This is a genomic window from Virgisporangium aurantiacum (genome assembly GCF_016863635.1).
GTDB lineage: Bacteria > Actinomycetota > Actinomycetes > Mycobacteriales > Micromonosporaceae > Virgisporangium > Virgisporangium aurantiacum.
In genome coordinates, this window is record NZ_BOPG01000032.1 from 16,355 (window position 1) to 34,188 (window position 17,834).

At 71.8% G+C, this 17,834-nt stretch carries 17 protein-coding genes; 8 read left to right on the forward strand and 9 right to left on the reverse strand.

The window, feature by feature from the left end; translation table 11 throughout:
- Positions 1–159: 159 nt before the first annotated feature.
- Entirely contained in the window at positions 160–1,965 is a 1,806-nt protein-coding gene (locus tag Vau01_RS24910) for a hypothetical protein (protein WP_203996874.1), read from the forward strand.
- Here Vau01_RS24910 and Vau01_RS24915 read toward each other — a convergent pair.
- The 5 genes from Vau01_RS24915 to Vau01_RS24935 form a co-directional block, all read right to left on the reverse strand.
- Positions 1,962–2,543 carry a GNAT family N-acetyltransferase gene (locus tag Vau01_RS24915; protein WP_203996876.1) on the reverse strand — a complete coding sequence of 194 codons (582 nt, stop codon included), beginning with the start codon at positions 2,541–2,543 and terminating at the stop codon, positions 1,962–1,964. The two genes, Vau01_RS24910 and Vau01_RS24915, sit on opposite strands and share 4 nt — an antisense overlap.
- Before the next feature lie 65 nt (positions 2,544–2,608).
- Positions 2,609–3,496 carry an SRPBCC family protein gene (locus Vau01_RS24920; protein ID WP_203996878.1) on the reverse strand — a complete coding sequence of 296 codons (888 nt, stop codon included), beginning with the start codon at positions 3,494–3,496 and terminating at the stop codon, positions 2,609–2,611.
- Positions 3,483–4,046, reverse strand: coding sequence for a winged helix-turn-helix domain-containing protein (locus Vau01_RS24925; RefSeq protein ID WP_203996879.1), 564 nt, complete (start codon positions 4,044–4,046; stop codon positions 3,483–3,485). Before Vau01_RS24925 ends, Vau01_RS24920 begins: the two co-directional genes overlap by 14 nt.
- 75 nt (positions 4,047–4,121) lie before the next feature.
- Complete coding sequence (locus Vau01_RS24930) at positions 4,122–4,757, reverse strand: response regulator (protein WP_203996880.1); 636 nt, start codon at positions 4,755–4,757, stop codon at positions 4,122–4,124.
- Positions 4,754–5,911, reverse strand: a complete 1,158-nt coding sequence (locus Vau01_RS24935) for a sensor histidine kinase (RefSeq protein WP_203996881.1) — start codon at positions 5,909–5,911, stop codon at positions 4,754–4,756. The genes Vau01_RS24930 and Vau01_RS24935 overlap by 4 nt, the downstream gene beginning before the upstream one ends.
- Before the next feature lie 136 nt (positions 5,912–6,047).
- Between Vau01_RS24935 and Vau01_RS24940 the strand changes: the two genes are divergently transcribed.
- The 5 genes from Vau01_RS24940 to Vau01_RS24960 all read left to right on the forward strand — a co-directional run bounded on the left by Vau01_RS24940 (position 6,048) and on the right by Vau01_RS24960 (position 9,276).
- Positions 6,048–6,455, forward strand: a complete 408-nt coding sequence (locus Vau01_RS24940) for a hypothetical protein (protein WP_203996882.1) — start codon at positions 6,048–6,050, stop codon at positions 6,453–6,455.
- Entirely contained in the window at positions 6,452–6,886 is a 435-nt protein-coding gene (locus Vau01_RS24945) for a GNAT family N-acetyltransferase (protein WP_203996883.1), read from the forward strand. Before Vau01_RS24940 ends, Vau01_RS24945 begins: the two co-directional genes overlap by 4 nt.
- A gap of 113 nt (positions 6,887–6,999) precedes the next feature.
- Positions 7,000–7,623, forward strand: a complete 624-nt coding sequence (locus tag Vau01_RS24950; protein ID WP_203996884.1) for a DUF998 domain-containing protein — start codon at positions 7,000–7,002, stop codon at positions 7,621–7,623.
- 25 nt (positions 7,624–7,648) lie between these two features.
- Positions 7,649–8,020: a YciI family protein gene (locus Vau01_RS24955; protein ID WP_203996885.1), complete on the forward strand. Its 372-nt coding sequence runs from the start codon at positions 7,649–7,651 to the stop codon at positions 8,018–8,020.
- Positions 8,017–9,276, forward strand: a complete 1,260-nt coding sequence (locus Vau01_RS24960) for an RNA polymerase sigma factor (RefSeq protein ID WP_203996886.1) — start codon at positions 8,017–8,019, stop codon at positions 9,274–9,276. Before Vau01_RS24955 ends, Vau01_RS24960 begins: the two co-directional genes overlap by 4 nt.
- On the opposite strand, the gene Vau01_RS24965 is transcribed toward Vau01_RS24960, so the two are convergent.
- From Vau01_RS24965 to Vau01_RS24975, 3 genes are read right to left on the reverse strand one after another with little or no spacing between them, the layout of a single operon-like run.
- On the reverse strand, positions 9,264–12,005 hold the full coding sequence (locus Vau01_RS24965; protein WP_203996888.1) for a hypothetical protein: 2,742 nt from the start codon (positions 12,003–12,005) through the stop codon (positions 9,264–9,266). The genes Vau01_RS24960 and Vau01_RS24965 overlap by 13 nt on opposite strands.
- Positions 12,002–12,976, reverse strand: coding sequence for an AAA family ATPase (locus tag Vau01_RS24970; RefSeq protein ID WP_203996892.1), 975 nt, complete (start codon positions 12,974–12,976; stop codon positions 12,002–12,004). Before Vau01_RS24970 ends, Vau01_RS24965 begins: the two co-directional genes overlap by 4 nt.
- Positions 12,976–14,301 (reverse strand): DUF4062 domain-containing protein, encoded by a 1,326-nt coding sequence (locus Vau01_RS24975; protein WP_203996894.1) that lies wholly within the window; start codon positions 14,299–14,301, stop codon positions 12,976–12,978. The genes Vau01_RS24970 and Vau01_RS24975 overlap by 1 nt, the downstream gene beginning before the upstream one ends.
- A gap of 202 nt (positions 14,302–14,503) precedes the next feature.
- On the opposite strand from Vau01_RS24975, the gene qcrB reads away from it, so the two are divergent.
- Both qcrB and Vau01_RS24985 read left to right on the forward strand, forming a co-directional pair.
- Positions 14,504–16,060, forward strand: coding sequence for a cytochrome bc1 complex cytochrome b subunit (gene qcrB / locus Vau01_RS24980; protein ID WP_203996896.1), 1,557 nt, complete (start codon positions 14,504–14,506; stop codon positions 16,058–16,060).
- An 18-nt stretch (positions 16,061–16,078) separates the two neighbouring features.
- On the forward strand, positions 16,079–17,395 hold the full coding sequence (locus tag Vau01_RS24985; RefSeq protein WP_239151831.1) for a cytochrome P450: 1,317 nt from the start codon (positions 16,079–16,081) through the stop codon (positions 17,393–17,395).
- Here Vau01_RS24985 and Vau01_RS24990 read toward each other — a convergent pair.
- The gene (locus Vau01_RS24990) at positions 17,392–17,742 is read right to left on the reverse strand and encodes a DUF6907 domain-containing protein (RefSeq protein WP_203996898.1); all 351 of its coding nucleotides are present in this window, start codon (positions 17,740–17,742) and stop codon (positions 17,392–17,394) included. The genes Vau01_RS24985 and Vau01_RS24990 overlap by 4 nt on opposite strands.
- Positions 17,743–17,834: the final 92 nt, after the last annotated feature.

Below are 17,834 nucleotides of genomic sequence, written 5' to 3' on the forward strand. Positions count from 1 at the left end.
CTCCCCGTCCCCACGCCGTTTCTCCCCAAAGAACGGGGAGACCATACACGAAGGAGACTCTCGTGTCGTATCGCCTACGCTGTGCCGGCGGCCTTCCCGGCCGTGCTGCGATGGCGGTAAATAGGTGTATTTCAGGCGACATATACCCGAGGGGGACGGATGCGGTCAGGTTTCCTGGTTCCACCGTTGCTGCTGCTGCAGGGCGCATGGTTCCTGGCACCCGGCCTGCTCGCCGCGCTGGTCCTGCTCGGTCGGAAACGCATCCCCGCCCACCTCACCGTGCTGGTGGCGGCGCTGATCAGCAGCCTCGTCGCGTACCTGGCATTCTGGGCGTATCTGCTCCACCGCAGTGCCGGGTTGGCCTACACCGCCGGCACGGCCGTCGTCGCGGCGGCGGCGGTCGTCGCGCTGCTGCGGGGCGACCGTCGCCGGTTGCTGCGGAGCGCGGACATCGGCCTGCCGCTGCTGTTGATGTTCCTCGTCGCGTTGTTCTACATCGGGGTCACGGACGGCTGCACCTGGCGTTCGCCGGCGACGATCGTGCACGACAGCTGCCACGTGTCCCAGCTGCCGGGCGACAACGTCCTGCCCCAGATGTTCGCCGAGAACGTCGCCCACGGACGGGCGCGCGACACGTTCTGGACCTTCCAGGGCAGTGACCGTCCGCCGCTGCAGGCGGCCGTGGCGCTGCAGCAGTCGCCGCTGACCCTGACCACGGCGTGGGAGGTCACCGGCTACCAGGTGATCGGCCAGCTCCTGCAGCTGCTGTGGATTCCGGCGCTGTGGGCGATGTGCCGGATGCTGCGCCTGTCCGGCCGCCGGTTCGCGATCGTCTTCGCACTCTGCGTGTTCAACGGCTTCTTCCTGCTCAACACGTACTTCGTGTGGCCGAAGCTGCTCGCCGGCGCGTTCGTGCTGCTGGCCATCGGGCTGCTGTTCCCCGGCGATCGCCGACCCGCGCCGGGCGAACCGCCGCGGCCGTTGACCGCATGGACGGTGGGCCTTGCCGGGCTGGCCGTGGCGCTCGCGATGCTGTCGCACTCCGGGGCCGTGTTCACGCTGATACCGGTCGGCGTGGCACTGCTGCTTCCGCGGTACCGCCCCCCACTGCGTCAGCTGCTGACGATCGGGGTGCTGGCCCTGGTGCTGATCGGCACCTGGACGGCGTACCAGCGGCTGTACGACCCGCCCGGCGACCGGCTGCTCAAGTGGCATCTCGCCGGACAGGCGGAGGAGGACCCCCGGTCGTTCCCGGCTGTTCTCGTCGATGCGTACACCGACACGCCCGTGAAGCGGATCGCGCTCAACAAGGCCGACAACGTCGGCGCACTGTTCTACACGTCGGAGGGCTGCGTGTCGCCGACCCTCGGACCCGGCAACGTGCTGCGCCACAAGGAGTTCTGCCACGTCGCCCCGTCGCTGGAGACGCTCAACGTGGGCTGGCTGCTGCTCCTGCTCCCGTTCGTCCGGCGGCGGTTGTGGACCCGTGCGGACCCGGCCCGCTTCCGGCTGCTGCTCGGCGTCACCGCCGGGGCGCTTCTCTGCTGGGTCCTGCTCATGTTCGGCAACGCGCCGGCGCTCACGTTCGCCTTCCAGGGCTCGTACGCGACCGCGATGCTGCTGTTCCTCCTGGCGGCGACCGTGATCGCCGTCCTGCCCCGACGCGTGGCGCACGCGCTGGTCGCGTTGCAGGTCCTCTACTTCGGGGTGGTGTGGGTCGCCCTGGTGTGGGCCCGGGACAGCTCGGTCACCCACCCACCGTCGTATGTGACGCTGACGGTGATCGGGGCGATCGCGGTCGGCGCCGCGCTGTTCCGGATCGCCCGCTGGCAACCGGACGACGCCCTGCCGGAGCCGACGGACAGCGCCACCGGTCCACCGGACGACGCCGCTTCCGAGGATGACGCCGCTTCCGAGGATGACGCCGCCGAGCCGGACCAGCAGATCGCCGGGCGCCCCACCTAGCCGGCGGACGACGTGAAGTCCCGCGGCACGAACGAGAAGACCATCATGTCGTGGGACTCGCCCGACCAGCGGGCCCGGTTCCGCAGGCGCCCCTCGAACACCGCGCCCGACTTCCGGGCGGTCGCGATGCTCGCCGCGTTGGTGGCCACCATGGTGATCTCGACGCGGGCCAGCCCCAGGTCGTCGACCGCCCACCGCGCGAGCCGCCGGGCCGCGCCGCTGGCGATTCCGCGACCGGTCGCCGACGACCGCACCCAGTAGCTGAGGTTCGTCGACGCGCGGGTCGCGTCGACGTTCTCCAGCGAGCACGCGCCGAGGTAACGCCCGCCGGCGGCATCGACGACGCTGAACGCGTACAGGGTTCCCTGCTGCCACGCCGATTCCGCGTACGACGTCCACGCGGCGATGTCGTTCTTCGTCTGGTCGTCACGCCACCACGCCATCGTGCCGCGCAACGCCCCGGCCGACTCGGTCATCGCCGCCCACATGTCGTCGAGGTGGCCCGCGTCGAGCGGAACGAGCGCGACGGACCCGGTCGACAGCACGATGTCGCGCGAGGGCGGGCTCATCGCAAGCATGCCCTCCATCATCCGCCGGAACGGACGCGGATGAGTGCCCCGGAACGGGTTCCGGGGCACTCGGCTCAGTCGTCGGTGGTGAACATGCCCATGGGTACGCCGGCGATCTCGATCTGACGCCAGATCGGGCGCCACTGCTCGAGCTCGTGGTAGCGGCGCAGCGCGGCGAGGCCGGTCAGCCAGCCGGCCCAGCCCGGGTACGGCGGGTTGGTGGGGTCGAACCCGCTCTGCGTCACGGTGAGCCGGGTCTTGCCGTCGGAGCCTTCCAGCTCCCACTTGTCGAGCATGCCGTCGGCGAACCGCAGCGTCGCCCGGCGGCCCGGCTCGAACTCGACGAACTTGGCGCCGCCGGGGTCCAGGTCGAACCCGCCCATCGCGAAGCGGCCGCCCACATGGGGCTCGATGTCGATGTTGGCGCCGGACCACCGGCGGAACTGCTCCGACTGCGTCATCGACTCGAACACCGTCTCCGGTGACGCGTCGATCACCATCGACGCGGTGAACTCGGTCGACGTGAAGTCGCACTTCGGCGTGAGCTCGCGGCCGGCCAGATAGTCCGCCAGGTTGGCGATCGCCAGCATCCAGAACGTCTGCAGCGCGCCCCGGGCACCGGCCTTGTCGGCGATGACGTCCTCGAAACTGGGCAGGTCGGTCTGGCTCAGCGTCACCAGCGTGCCGTCCGCGTCCTCGGCCAGCTCGAACTGCGACGTGGTCTCCACCCCGTCGACGGTCCAGGCGAACCGGATGGTGCGCTCGTCGACGTGCAGCACGCGCTGGTGCGGCTCGGCGCCATCCGGGGTGTAGCGGCCCCAGAACGCGTACGTGCCGGGCAGGTCGACCTCGGCGTGCTCGGCCAGCCACACACGCAACGCGGCCGGGTCGGTCAGCGCCTCGTACGTGACCTTCAACGGGGCCGGAACGACCGCGCGCAGGCGCAGGTCAGGTTCGGTCATCGGGGGTTCCCTTCGGATAGCAGGCGACGGCCAGTCGGAACGCGTCGCCGTCGGCACCGCCGTAGCGGGTGAACAGGTCCTGCAAGGTTTGCTGCAGTTCGTCGAGGAACGCCTTGCGCTCCTCCGGGCGCACCCGGATGTCTCCGGACACGGCGATCGAGGGCAGGTCGGGCCGGGTGAGGTCGAGCGCGGCGACGTCCGCCTGGACGTCCTCCATCAGGTCGACCAGGTAGCCCAGGTTGAGCTGGTCGCGGGTCTGGCGCAGGCCGATCCGGCCGACCAGGGCGGGGGACAGCCAGTAGGACCGGCCGGCCGCCTGGTAGATCCCCTCGTTGATCCCGCGCACCCGGCGCTCGGCCACCTGGCGGACCAGGTCGGCCTCCACCAGCCGTTTGACGTGGTAGTAGACCCGCTGCGGGGTCTGGGCGAGCTCGACCGCCACCTCGGTACACGACCGGGGCTCGGCGAGCAGCCGCAGCACTTCGATCCGCTGCGGCTTGAGCAGTGCCTCGGCCTGCTCGATCTGGTCGAGGTAGACGACATCTCTCATGACGAAAATGAGTCTTTACGTAAAGGACTTTTTTGTCAATGGACCGCGACGAGGGTGAGCTGGTCCGGAGCGGGGCTACGAAAGGCCGTGCCGGAACGCGTACGCGACGGCCTGGGCCCGGTCGCGGGCGCCGATCTTCGCGAACAGGCGGTTGATGTGGCTCTTCACCGTTCCCTCGCTGACCACCAGGTGAGCGGCGATCTCGGCGTTGGACAGCCCACCGGCCATCAGCGACAGCACCTCGGCCTCGCGCGGCGTGAGCCCGTCCCGCAACGTCGACTGAGCCGGCCGCGAAGCCGCGATGGCGTCGACGAGATGACGCTGGACGGCCGGGTCGATGACGGCCTGGTCGTCGAGAACCTGCCGCAGCGCCTCGTGGATCTGCTCACCGCTGGCGTCCTTGGTCAGGTAGCCGCGGGCACCGGCCCGCAACGCCTCCAGCACCGACCGGTCGTCCGAGTACGTGGTCAGCACCACCACCCTGACCTCGGGTGCCTCGGTGCGCAGGCGGCGGGTCGCCTCGACCCCGTCGCACCGCGGCATCCGCAGGTCCATGAGCACGACGTCCGGGCGTGCGGACAGGGCCAGCGTCACCGCCTCGGCGCCGTCGGCGGCCGCGCCGACCACCTCGACGCCCTTCATCAGGCCGAGCACCATGCCCAGCCCTTCCCGGACCACCCGCTGGTCGTCGGCGATGAGCACCCGGATCACGCCGGCACCGCCAGCTCGACCCGGAACCCGTGGCCGGTCGGACCCGCGTCGAGGGTGCCGCCGAGCAGTTCGGCCCGCTCGCGCATCCCGGTCAGCCCGTAACCGTCGGAAGCCGAGGGAACCACCGGCGGCCCGGCCGCGAAGTCCTCCACGGTCAGGCGGGTGGCCGTCGGCTCGTAGGCGAGGCGCAGCGAGACCCGCCTCGGCGACGCGTGTCTGGTGACGTTGGTCAGCGCCTCCTGGGCCACCCGGTAGAGGGCCAGCCGCGCCTGCGACGCCAACGGGTGCGGCTCCCCAAGCACCGTGAAGTCGCACGGTACGGCCTGGTCACGGGCGAACTGCTCGGCCAGCGCCGGCAGCCGTTCCGGCCCGGGCAGGTCGTCGTCGCGCAGCATGCCGATGGCCCGGCGGGCCTCCTCCAGGCCGGTCCGGGCGAGGTGGTGGGCGCGGTCGACGGCGACCGGCAGCCGCGGGTCGGTCGGATCGTCGGTGACCAGCATGCGGGCGCCCTCCAGTTGCAGCGTCAGCCCGGACAGTGAATGGGCGAGCACGTCGTGCATCTCCCGGGCCAGCCGCTGCCGCTCGGCCAGCCCGGCCGCCTCGGCCAGCGCCGCCTGGCCGGCCTCCAGCTCGGCGAGCAGCCGCTTGGTCTCGCGCTGCGCCTCGGCGAGCCGGAACGCCAGGTACATCAGACCGAACAGAACGGCGAACCCGGCGAGCACGGCCAGGAAGCCGAAGCCCTGCCCGGTGATCGTCGCCACCATCTCCAGCACCACGAACGCCGCGATCAACGCCGGGACGGCCACCCGTACCGGCATCAGCGCGGTCGCGGCGCACAGCACCGCGACCAGTACCGCCACCGAGCCCGGGCCGCCCGGCTGCACCGCCACCAGCGTCACCGAGCTGACCAGCATCGCACCGACGAACACCGCGTGCGCCGTCCCGGTCGGCGGCCCGGCGGTGGCGTTGCGACCGAACACCCCGACCACGAACACGGCGGCGGCCAGGACGACGATCAGCCGCCTCCCGGTGAGCCCGAATCCGGGGTCGGCGGTGGCGGCGCCCCAGCCGAACCAGGCCAGCATCAGCGGGGTCAGCAACTGCATCCACCGGACGACCCGCAGGCGGGTCAGCGCGGGCTCCTCGGTCTGCACCTCTCGAACCTAGAGCGAGGCTCGCCGTACCGGCATCGGCGCACGGGTGTAGGCGCGTCTTCACCCCCGGGTGGAGACGGGACTTCGGTCCGCGCGCCGATGCCCGACCGTGGCACCGGGACGCAGGCTGGGCGGCATGAGGAACGACCATCTGAACACCGTCGTCAAGCTGCTGGCCGCCTTCCTGGTGATCAGCGTGTCCACCGTCGTCGCCGCGGTGGTGCTGCGCCACCACCCGGCCCTCGTCACCCCGGCCGTCTGGATCCGCACCCCGCTGGTCGCGGCCAGCGCGGCGGTGCTCCTGCTGTTCGCCCGCCGCGCGGCCGCCGGCCACCGCGCCTCGTTCCGCCGGTTGCGCGTCATCTCGATCGTGGTGCTGGCCGCGATCGTCGCCGTCGTCGCCTGGCCGGGCGCGTTCCCCGGCTGGCTGCGCGTCGAGCAGGCCGTGTGCGGCGTGTTCATGCTCAGCGTGGTGGTCCGCACCAACCTGCGTTCGGTCCGGTCGGCGATGGAGCCCGTGTCATCGGCGACACTGGGCAGATGATCACTGTCGCCCCGCTGCAGCCCGAGGACCGCGCGACCTGGGAGGCGTTGTTCGCCGGCTACAACGCCTTCTACGACCGCACCTGGCCGGCCGAGCGCTACGAGCAGGCGTGGGAGGAGTTCCGCCGCGACGACCGGATCCACGTCCTCGGCGCCCGCCTCGACGGCCGCCTGGTCGGCATCGCGCAATTCCTGGTCCATGCCAGCACGACCTCGTCCGACCTGTGCTACCTCCAGGACCTGTTCACCGACGCCGACGTGCGGGGCCGGGGCGTCGGCCGGAGCCTCATCGAGGCCGTGTCGGACTGGGCCCGCGAGCGGGGCTGCGGACGGCTGTACTGGCACACCCAGCAGCACAACGACACCGCCCGCCGGCTCTACGACCAGGTCGGCGAGTACCGCGACTTCATCGTGTACATCCGGCCGCTGTAGCGGCGTCCCCGAATTCTTTGAAGATTTTTTGGACCGCGTGTCGAAACGGCGTGCCGTTGTTCGAGCTACAGGGCGAAGGCCGGGAAGCGGCCCGTTCCGGTGGGGAGAACACCATGTTGACGAGCACACGCCGACGAGACGATCTGCTGACCGCCGGCCTGGTCGGGGGTCCGCTGTACGTGGTGGTGTCCCTGATCGAGGTCGCGGTCCGCGACGGCTTCGACCCGTCCCGGCACGCGTGGAGCATGCTGGCCAACGGGTCCTTCGGCTGGGTCCACAGCGCGAACCTGGTGGTGTCCGGCGCGCTCGTCGTCGCGGGCGCCGCCGGCCTGTTCCGGGCGACCGGGAGCCGCGCGGCGGCGGTGCTGATCGCGCTCTACGGCGCCGGCATGGTGGGGTCCGGGATCTTCCGCGCCGACCCCGGCCGGGGCTTTCCGGTCGGCACGCCGGAGGTGGTGCCGGTGAGCTGGCACGGAATCCTGCACTTCGTGGTCGGCGGCATCGGCTTCCTCGGCCTGTTCGGGGCGTCCCAGGTCCTCGGACGCCGGCTGCGCCGGGAGAACCGTCCGCGACTGGCGCTCTTCTCGCGCGTCACCGGCATCGTGTTCCTGGTTTCGTTCGTCGCGATGGCCGCGACCGGCGGGGCCGCCTGGGCGCTGCTGGCCTTCACCGGCGCTGTGATCCTGGCCTCCGGCTGGCTCACGGTGGTCTTCGCCCACTACCGCCGTTCCCTCTGAACCACCCTCTGATAGGAGAGATGACATGCGCTACCTCACGTTGCTCCGCGGCACGCACTCCACCACGCCCCCACCGCCCGAGCTGATGGAGGCCATCATGACCCTGGGACAGGAGGCCACGCAGGCCGGTGCGCTCCTGGACACCGCGGGCCTGGCCCCGAGCGCGAGCGGCGCCCGGCTCAGCCTGGCCGGGAACGAGCTCACCACGATCGACGGGCCGTTCGCCGAGTCGAAGGAGGTCATCAGCTACGCGATCTACGACGTGCGGTCGAAGGAGGAGGCGGTCGAGTGGGCCGCGCGGTTCCTCAAGGCGCACCGCGACCTGTGGCCCGGCTGGGAGGGTGAGGTGGACGTCCTGAAGCTTTTCGGCCCAGAGGACTTCCCGGCGCCGGCATGAGCACTGATCCGGCAGCCGTGCGCCGCGTGGTCGAAGCGGTGTGGCGGATCGAGTCGGCGAGGCTTGTCGCGAGCCTCGCCCGGCTCGTCGGCGACGTCGGGCTTGCCGAGGAACTCGCCCAGGACACGTTCGTGGCCGCGATCGAGCAGTGGCCCCGCGACGGCGTCCCCGCCGATCCGGGCCCGTGGCTGCGGGCCACCGGGAAGCACCGGGCCATCGACGCGATCCGGCGCCGCCAGCGGTACGCCGGCAAGCTCGTCATCGTCGGGGCGGATACGGTCGAGCGCGACGGCGAGGACGAGCTCGTGGACTCCCTCGACGACCACATCGGCGACGACCTGCTCCGGCTCATCTTCACCGCGGCGCATCCCGTCCTCTCCACCGAGGCGCGCGTCGCGCTCACGCTGCGCCTGCTGGGCGGGCTGAGCACGACGGAGATCGCGCGGGCGTTCCTCATCCCGGAGGCCACCGCCGCCCAGCGCATCGTGCGGGCCAAACGGACGCTCGCGACGGCCGGCGTGCGGTTCACCATGCCGACACCGGCCGAGCTCGCGGACCGGACGGGCACGGTCCTCGGAGTGCTCTACCTGATCTTCAACGAGGGCTACTCGGCGACGGGCGGCGAATCCTGGACCCAGCCGGCGCTGTGCCGGGAGGCGATGCGCCTCGGGCGCGTGCTGGTCGGGCTGCTTCCGGACGAACCGGAGGTCCACGGGCTCGTCGCCCTGATGGAACTGCAGGCGTCACGGCTGCCCGCCCGCGCCGACGACGCCGGCCGGCCGGTCCTGCTCGACGACCAGGACCGGCGCCGCTGGGACCGGCTGCTGATCCGGCGCGGGCTGGCCGCCCTGGACCGCGCCGAGTCGCTCGGCGGCGGCTGGTACACCGTGCAGGCCGCCATCGCCGCCTGCCACGCCCGGTCGCACACCGCCGCCGACACCGACTGGAAACGCATCGCCGCCCTGTACGAGGTCCTCGCCTACCTGCGGCCCTCACCGGTGGTGCGGCTCAACCAGGCGGTCGCGGTGGGCCGGGCCGGCGACCCGGCGCGCGGCCTGACGATCGTGGAATCGTTGGGCCTGGCCCTACGCGGATATCCGCAACTGCCGGCGGTGCGCGGGGACCTGCTGGCCCGGGTCGGGCGGATCGCGGAGGCCCGGGCCGAGTTCGAGCGGGCCGCGGAACTGACCCGCAACGAGGACGAGCGGACGCTGTTCCTGGCCCGCGCGGAGGCACTGGCCACTCAATCGAGATGAAGCGGGGACCGCGTGTCGAGCCGATGCCGGGCCACGAACGCGCCCACCCGGTCGGTCATCAGGCTCAGCAGGGCGAATACGACCGCGATGCCCACACCTGAGGCCGTTGCCAGCGGGTCCTCCCCGGAGAGGACGAACACCAATGCGCCGACGATGCCGGGCGCCGTTGCGGTCAGCGGCCGCTGCCAGTCGCCCCACCGGGTTTCCCAGAACTCGGGCGGCGGCCGGTCCCGGAACCGCCCCATCTGCAAGGCGAAGCCGACCAGTACCGCGACCGCGGCCGCGTAGAGCAGCAGAATCGAGTATGGATCGGATGCGAGGAACCCGAAGCGGTCGCCGAGCAGGACGGTAGCCCCGAGCGCCAGCGGAATGACGCGCACGCCGCCGACGTACGCCGTACCCAGCCCGACCCCGAGGCCGGCCAGCGTCAGGCTGGTTAGGCCCCAATGCAACCAACTCTCCTGGTAGAAAAGGCCCGCTCCGATCGGCGTGAGGGAGGCGACGCCGGAGCCGACGGCGAATATCACCCGGTTCCGCCGCTGGAACCGGGTCCACGGCGTCGTGGTGGAGGTGAATTTCCAGGACAGCGTCGGAAGAATCCAGGCCCAGGCCAACACCGGCTCGACCACCAGCACGGCCGCCTGAAGGTTCGGCGGCAGGAGATTGTCGTCGTTCAGGAGAGACGTGGCGACGATGAGCGGGAGCGACAGGCCCGCACCGAGAACGAATCCGCGTCGTCGGCCGGCCGCCGCCGACACGACGCAGGAGAACATCCCCGCCACGAAGGACGTCAGCATCGGAAAGAATGCGACCGCGGGCCAGAAGTCCCGGGCCCGCCAACGCTCGTAGAGGGCATCGGGATCGGGTGAGCCGAAGGTCTGCCCGACCATCACCGCGACGCCGACCGTCGACATCAGCGTCGCGGCGACCACGATCGCGTTGCTCACCACGAGAGCCCGCCGCACCCGGGGCGCCGGCGCGTCGGCCGGGAGTCCCGTCATCGCGAGCCGGTGCCGCTGCCGCCGGATCGCCGCCACCAACGCCCTGGGCGCCGCCGCCGCGAGCTGCCGACGGCGGAGCGTCGGGTCGGTCAGGTGGACGCGGTCCGTCGGGGCTTCGCCGCGGCCGGCTCCCGGACCCGACTCGGTGACGGACAGTCCGGCTCCCGCACCGGCGGTCGGGAGAAGGCCGTCGGTCAGGATCTGGTGGACGGCCGACCGCACAGCGCCGAGCTGGCCGCGCGACAGCGTGACGATGAGGCCGGCGCGCAACCAGTCCGGCATGTAGGCGTGCCGGAACCAGGGCAGCCGGGCCAGCACCTCGATCGGCAGGTGGTCGGCCAGCGGTCGGCCGTCGTCGGCGTGGACCAGCCGGCCGAGCGCGACCGTCAACTCGTAGCTGATCTCGGGATACACCGCGCACGTCGCCAGCCAGTACCAGCCGCCCGGCCCCAACGCCGTCCCCAGCAGATCCATCGCCCGCACCAGCGCGTCGCGCGGCGGCGGCACCGCCTCGATCCAGACCTGGTCGTCCTCCTCGAAAACGGTCGGAAGCGCGAGCCCGGCCGGCTCCGACCGGACCCGCTCACGGGCCCACGCCGGGTCGAGCGCGCGCACGTCGTCCAGGACCCGGTGGACCGGCCGGAGCGGCCGGGCGTACCGGGCGTCGGGATCGACCTGGATCGTCTCGGCCCACCGGTCGAACCGGGCGAGCCACGGCCGCTCCGCGCCGGTCAACGGATCGCGCAGCGACGCGTCCCGGGCGAACAGCAACACCCGTTCCCGCTCGCTGGTGGGGTGGAGCGTGTCGAGGTGACGCGGGCCACGCGCCCGGTCGATGACGAGTTGCGAGCGCGCCTGCAGGCCGACCCGGCTCATCGCCACGCCCTGTGCGGCCAGCTGATCGACGACGCGGGCGTAGTGGCCGGCCAGCACGTCGCCCGCGCTGTGCTGCTCGATGACCGCGAGATATTCGGGAGCGCGTTTGTACTCCACGAATCGAGGCGTGAGCCGGACTCCAGCCCGGAGCGAGGCGTCGACCGTCCGCGGGACGTCGAGCGTGCTGCGGCCCGGCTCGCGGATGCGGGTCCGCAGCGTCCGGGCGAGCCGGGCGCTGTCGGCCGGATCCAGCGGGTGGGTGGTCTCCCAGCCGAGCTTCACGTCGGGGCCGGGCGCCGGCGACGTCGATCGCCGGCGCAGCCGCTTGCGGAACGCCAGCAGCATGGTCGCGGCGCCGGCGGCCAGGAACGCGACCAGGCCCGACCACATCCACACGGGCCAGCCCGGATCCTCGTCGGACGCCGGGCCGCCCGATCCACTCTCCCCGCCAGAGCTGCCGGTGCCCAGGTTCAGCCGCAGGAGCACGACGGCGAAGGCGATCACGAAGAAGGCCGAGAGAAGCAGGATCGGAAGGCTGTGCCGCCACGGCGGGACGGCCGGACGGGAATCGTCGTCGGACCCCGGCGCCGCCGCGGGCGCGCTGTCCCGGAAGACCTCGGCGAACACCTCCAGTTCGCCGTCCCGCGCGCAGAAGACCGGCCGCAGGTACCGTCGGAGCTCGTCGTCGGAGGGTGGGCGGCCCAGCGTGGCGAAGAGATACGCGACGACGTCCTGAGCCCGCTGGATCTCCCACAGCGAAATGTGCCAGCCCCGGGCCCGCAGCCGGCCGACCACACTCCACAGCGTCGCCTCGACGGCCGTACCCCGGTCCGGGTCGGGCGGCACGGTCACCGGTTCCGGTCGGCGAGCCAGGCGGTCAGCACGCCGTTCGCCCGCTCGACGTCGGCCGCGGTCTTCGCCAGGACGCCGATCGTGACGTGCAGCGTCCGGACGCCGAGCGGGTCCCCGTCGGTGCCGGCGTGCGCGAGCACCACCAACCAGTTCAGGAACTCGGCCAGTCCGGGCCGGCGGGACAGACCGGTGCCGTCCGCGCGTAGCGCCGTGAACAGCGAGACCGCCTGGTCGAGCAGCGGGTCCAGACCACGCACATGGGCACCGAGGTGGCTGAGCGCGATCCTGCGCAGGGTCTCGTCGTCCGGGAACGTCACGTGGTGGAACACGCAGCGGCGGAGAAACGGCTCGGGCAGGTCCCGCTCCGAGTTGCTGGTGATCACCACGATCGGGCGGTGGCGGTTGTCGGCACGGAGCACGACGTCACCGAGCTCGGGGATGCGGAAATACAGGTGCTCGAGCTCGTTCAGCACGTCGTTCGGGAAGTCGCGGGGCGCCTTGTCGATCTCGTCGATCAGGACGACCGACCGCCGCGGCGCGGATCCGTCGTCGCCGGCGGCGCAGAACCGGGCGCGCTGCTCGGGCGGCAGCGTGGCCAGGATCGCCCGGCCCAGCGCCGTCCAGGTGAGGAACCGGGCCGGATCGCCGACCTCGTGGCGCGACGACGCCTCGAAGCGTCGCAGCGAGTCGTACCGGTAGAAGAGGGAGTCGGCGGTCGAGTCGGACTTCGTCTCGAACTTGAGCAGCGGCCCCAGGCCGAGCGACCACGCCAGGTTGTCCGCGAGCTGGGTCTTTCCGCAGCCCGGCTCGCCGGTGAGGAGGAGCGGCTGGCCGAGCAGCAGCGCGACGTTCACCGCGTCGACGAGGTCAGGCGCCGGCAGGTAGGCGGCCGGGTCGGCCAGCCGGGCGGACGGGGAGGGCGGCATCGAAGCCGTCGACGCCCGGACCACGCCGGTATAGAAGTCGAGCATCAGGCCATCTCCGTGTTCGTCGCCTCGGACCGCAGCAGGTAGGTCAACGCGGCGGCGAGTTTCTCCATCGGCATGCCGCGTTCCCCGCTGGTGCGTTCGTGCTGTTCGAAGATCCGCCGGATCGCCGGCACCAGATCGCCGCCGCCCAGGAACCGGCGTACGTCGGGCAGCTCCGACCAGACCTCCACCTCGAACATCTCCACGTTGCTGAGCTCCGGCAGGACGACGGCCGATCCGGCGACCTTCCGCACGGCCTCGGCCAGGCGGGCGGCACCCGACGTACGCCAGGGGAGACGTTCGGCCCACCCGGAGGGCGCGCGGTACTGCGCGGAGATCACCGGCAGGACCCGCAGCGGACGCCGTCGCGGCCACGTCTCGAAGTACCTGACCAGCCGGTCGACCTGCCGCACCTGGGGCCGGCCGTAGCGCAGCTCCACCTCGACCGGGAACCGCAGCATCGTCAGCGTGCCCAGTTCGTGGAGTCGCGCGGCCAGCGTCGCCACGTCGGTGTCGGCGTCGAGCGAGCAACTCCGGGCGATCCGGCGGGTGATCACGTCGGGTTGGTCCAGTTCGGCGGCGCGCAGGGCGACCGCGAACATGTGCACCGTTCCGGTTGCCGGCAGGTGCCGCGCCAGCAACTGCTCCTGCATGTGCTCGGCGAACTTGTGGTGCGCCTGTCCCGCCGCGCCGTGCAGAACGACGACGGAAGGCGAGAGACCGAGACGGTCGCCACGCGCGGCCTCGGCGAGCTCCTCCTGCTGGGCGTGCCGGTCGGGGACGTACGGGAGCAGACCCGGCACCGGCGCGGTGTTCTCGCCGAGCAGCCGGTGCAGCGCGCGCCGGACACCGTCGGCCAACTGGTCGGGGGTGGTGAACTGGTCGACGATGTGGTCCCTGGCCTGAACCCGACGCAGCCGGCGCACCGCGCCCTGCGAACGGTCGACGTGAGCGGTCGGCCACGAGGCCTTCTCGTCGAGGTGGAACAGCAGGACGTGCTTGCGGAGGCGGACCGCCTCCTCGTACTCCAGGTGGGTGAAGCTCCGGCGCGAGCCCGGCGGCGCCGAACCGTAGCGCCAGGCCACGATCCCGACGTAGACCTCGCAACTGCCGACGTCGGCCAGGCACCGCTCGACCGGCGGGCGGCCGTCCGCGCCGTAGGTCTCCATCGAGACCACCTCGCAGCCGCTGCGCCGGACGACGTCGATCACCCGGCGGCGCGCATCGGCCAGATCGAGCGCCGGCGACGACACGTAGACCCGGGGCCTGCGGCCGCGGCCGGGGCCACCGGCGGGCGGCCGCGCGACCAGCACCTCGGTCTGGGACATGCGGGGATTGTCGGCCCGAAGCACCGGGCCCGATGCGGGAATGCGCCGTCACCCCACTTCCGGGTGGAACGGATGTGACTCGACGGTTCGGCGGACGCGTGACGCCCGCCACGGTGGTGCGCGTCACGGAGCCGTACGGTCACACGGCTCGGCCCTCTCTCGTCACACGGTGGAAGGACATCTCCACACGAGCGGGGCCGACATGAAACGTCGAAGGCTTGACCGCGCCGCGTTGTCGGCCCGGACCGGGACGGCGGTGGACGCCCGGCTACGGGTCGCCACACCGTTGCGGGGCATACTCAACCGCGTCTTTCCCGACCACTGGTCCTTCCTGCTGGGCGAGATCGCCCTGTACTCGTTGGTCGTGCTCATCGTCACCGGCACGTTTCTGTCGCTCTTCTTCGAGCCCTCGATGAAGGATGTCGTGTACGAGGGGTCGTACGTGCCGTTGCGGGGAACGCACATGTCGGCGGCCTATGCGTCCACATTGGACATTTCCTTCGACGTGCGCGGTGGCCTTCTGATGCGTCAGATGCACCACTGGGCGGCGATGCTGTTCATCGCGACGATCGTGATGTATCTGCTGCGGGTCTTCTTCACCGGCGCGTTCCGCAAGCCGCGGGAGCTGAAGTGGGTCGTCGGCCTGCTGCTGTTCTGGGCCGCCCTGGTGACCAGCTACACCGGCTACATGATGATGGACGACGGCATGTCGGGTACGGGCATGCAGATCCTGCAGAGCATCCTGCTGTCGGTACCCGTGGCCGGCAGCTGGTTGGCGTCGTCGGTTTTCGGCGGTGAGTTCCCGGGCGACGTCATCGTCGGCCGCTTCAACGTCCTCCACGTGGTGCTGCTTCCCGGGCTGCTGGTGACGCTCATGCTCGCTCTGGTCGGGCTGCGGCTCCGGCACGGGTCGACCCAGTGGGCGGGCCCTCGCCGCACCGAAACGAACGTCGTCGGCCGGCGGATGTTCCCCGGGTACGGGCTGAAGCAGGTCGGACTGTTCCTGCTCGTCTGCGCCGTGGTCGCGGTGCTGGGCGGCCTCTTCCAGATCAACCCGGTCTGGTTGTTCGGGCCGGCACAACCGGCGGCCGCGTCGGCGCTGTCGCAACCGGCCTGGTATCTCATGTTCCTCGACGGCGCGGTCCGGATCATGCCGCCGTGGGAGCTGAGCATCGCCGGGTACACCGTCCACCCGATCTTCTGGGCGGCGGTGGTGCTGCCGACCTTCCTCGTCGCGCTGCCCATGGCGTACCCGTTCATCGAGGCGCGGGTGCGCCGGGACCACCGGGAGCATCACCTGCTCGACCGCCCGCGGGACGTCCCGCGCCGCACCGCGCTGGGTGCCATGGCCCTCGCGTTCTACCTCGTGTTGACGCTGTCGGGCGCCGGCGACGTTATCGCCCTGACGTTCCACGTCAGCACGAACGCCGTGACGTGGGCCGGCCGGATCGGACTGCTGCTCCTGCCGCCGGTGGCGTACTGGCTGACGCACCGCGTCTGCCTCGCGCTCCAGCAGCACGACCGCGAGGTGCTGGTGCACGGCGTGGAGACCGGCATCATCCGGCGCATGCCGGACGGCGGGTTCACGGAGGTCCACCAGCCGCTCGCGGCCGCCGAGCTGTCGTATGCGGGCCGGGCGGTGCCGAAGAAGATGAACCACGTCGGCGCGCTCGCGCCCGCCGCCAAGGGATTCTTCACCCCACTGGAACGGCCCGCGGTCGCCTCGTCGTCCGCGCGCGCGGTCGATCGGGCGGCGTGACGACGATACGGTTCTCCTGTGCCGCGTCCCGACACCGAGATCGTCTTCGATCCGAACACCTACGTCGACGGGGTGCCGTACGACGCGCTGGCCCGCCTGCGCGCCGGGCACCCCGTGGTGTGGGTCGACGAGGTGCCGGTGCTCGGCTGGCCGGGCGGGCCGGGGTTCTGGCTCGTGCTGCGGCACGCCGAGGTCGAGTCCGTGCTGCGCCGGCCGCAGCTGTTCTCGTCGTGGCTGGGCGCGACCCAGATCCGTGACCCGGCCACGCCGGCCGCGCTGACCTACGTCCGCTCGATGATGCTGAACATGGACCCGCCGGACCATTCCCGGTTGCGGCGGCTGCTGGCCCGGTCGTTCACCCCGCGCGCCGTGGGCGAGCTGACCGACCGGATCGGCGCCCACGCCGCGGCGATCTGCGACCGGGTCTTCACCGGTCCCGCCGGCGTGTGCGACTTCGCCACCGACGTCGCGGCCGACCTGCCGCTGCTGGCGCTGGCCGACGTGCTCGGCATGCCCGAGTGCGACCGCGGGCTGCTGTTCGACTGGTCGAACCGGGTCATCGGCTACCAGGATCCGGACTACGCGTCGTCGGCGACGTTCGACCCGGCGGAGGGGACGCCGATGGCCCGCGAGGCGGTGGCGCTGCGGCCGGCCGCCGGGTCACAGCCCGACCCGCGAACAAGGGAGGGCATGCCGGACCTGTACGCCTACGCCCACCTGCTGGCCGAGGAGAAGCGCCGGCGGCCGGGCGACGACGTCATGTCGATCCTGCTGGCCCAGGTCGACGACGACGGCGGGCAGGTGTCGGTCGAGGAGTTCGAGAACATGTTCTGGCTGTTCGCGGTCGCCGGCAACGAGACGCTCCGCAACGGTCTCCCCGGAGCGTGCGTCGCCCTGCTCGAACACCCGGACGCCCAGGACCGGCTGCGGGCCGACCCGGGCCTGCTGCCCACCGCGGTCGAGGAGATGCTGCGCTGGTGGACGCCCGTCATGACGTTCCGCCGCACCGCGACCGCCGACTGCGAGCTCGGCGGGCAACCGATCCGCCGCGGCGACAAGGTGGTCGTGTCGTTCTCCTCGGCGAACCGGGACGGGACCGTGTTCGCCGACGCGGACCGGTTCGACATCGGGCGCAGCCCCAACCCGCACCTCGTGTTCGGCCACGGCCCGCACTTCTGTCTCGGCGCGCACCTGGCCCGGGCACAGATGCGGGCCCTGTTCGCCGAGGTGCTGCGGCGCACCTCGACCCTGCGCGCCGGCGGCCCGTGCGCGCGTCTGCGGTCGAACTTCCAGCACGGCGTCAAGCACCTGCCGGTGGCGTGGACGGCGCCCTAGGAGTCGGCGTGCGCCAACGTGACCAGAGCGTCGAGCTGTCGCAGGGCGGCCCGCGCCTGTGCGGCGGTGAGGGAGAGGAACTCCGGGTCCGCCGTCGTTCCGGCCTTGAGGTACGTCACCGGCTCCCACGGCGGCGCCGGCTGGGCGAGAAAGGCGACGAGCGGGTTGAGGTCGGGGTCGAGCACGATGTCGCCGACGTGCGGGACGTCGCCGAGCGTGACGGGTGCCGACCGGTGGAAGCCCGTCTCGCCGGCCCGGTACTCGGGTCTCGGCACGGTGGCGGTGCAGTGCGCCCGGTCGCACCAGCTGGGATGCTCCAACGTCTCCACCGGATCGTGCTCGTCCACAGCTAAACAGGTTACGCACACAGGGGTGTGCGCCGGGCCCGGACGGCCGGGCCCGGCACGGGTCGGACCGGCGGCACGCTACGGCCGGGTCG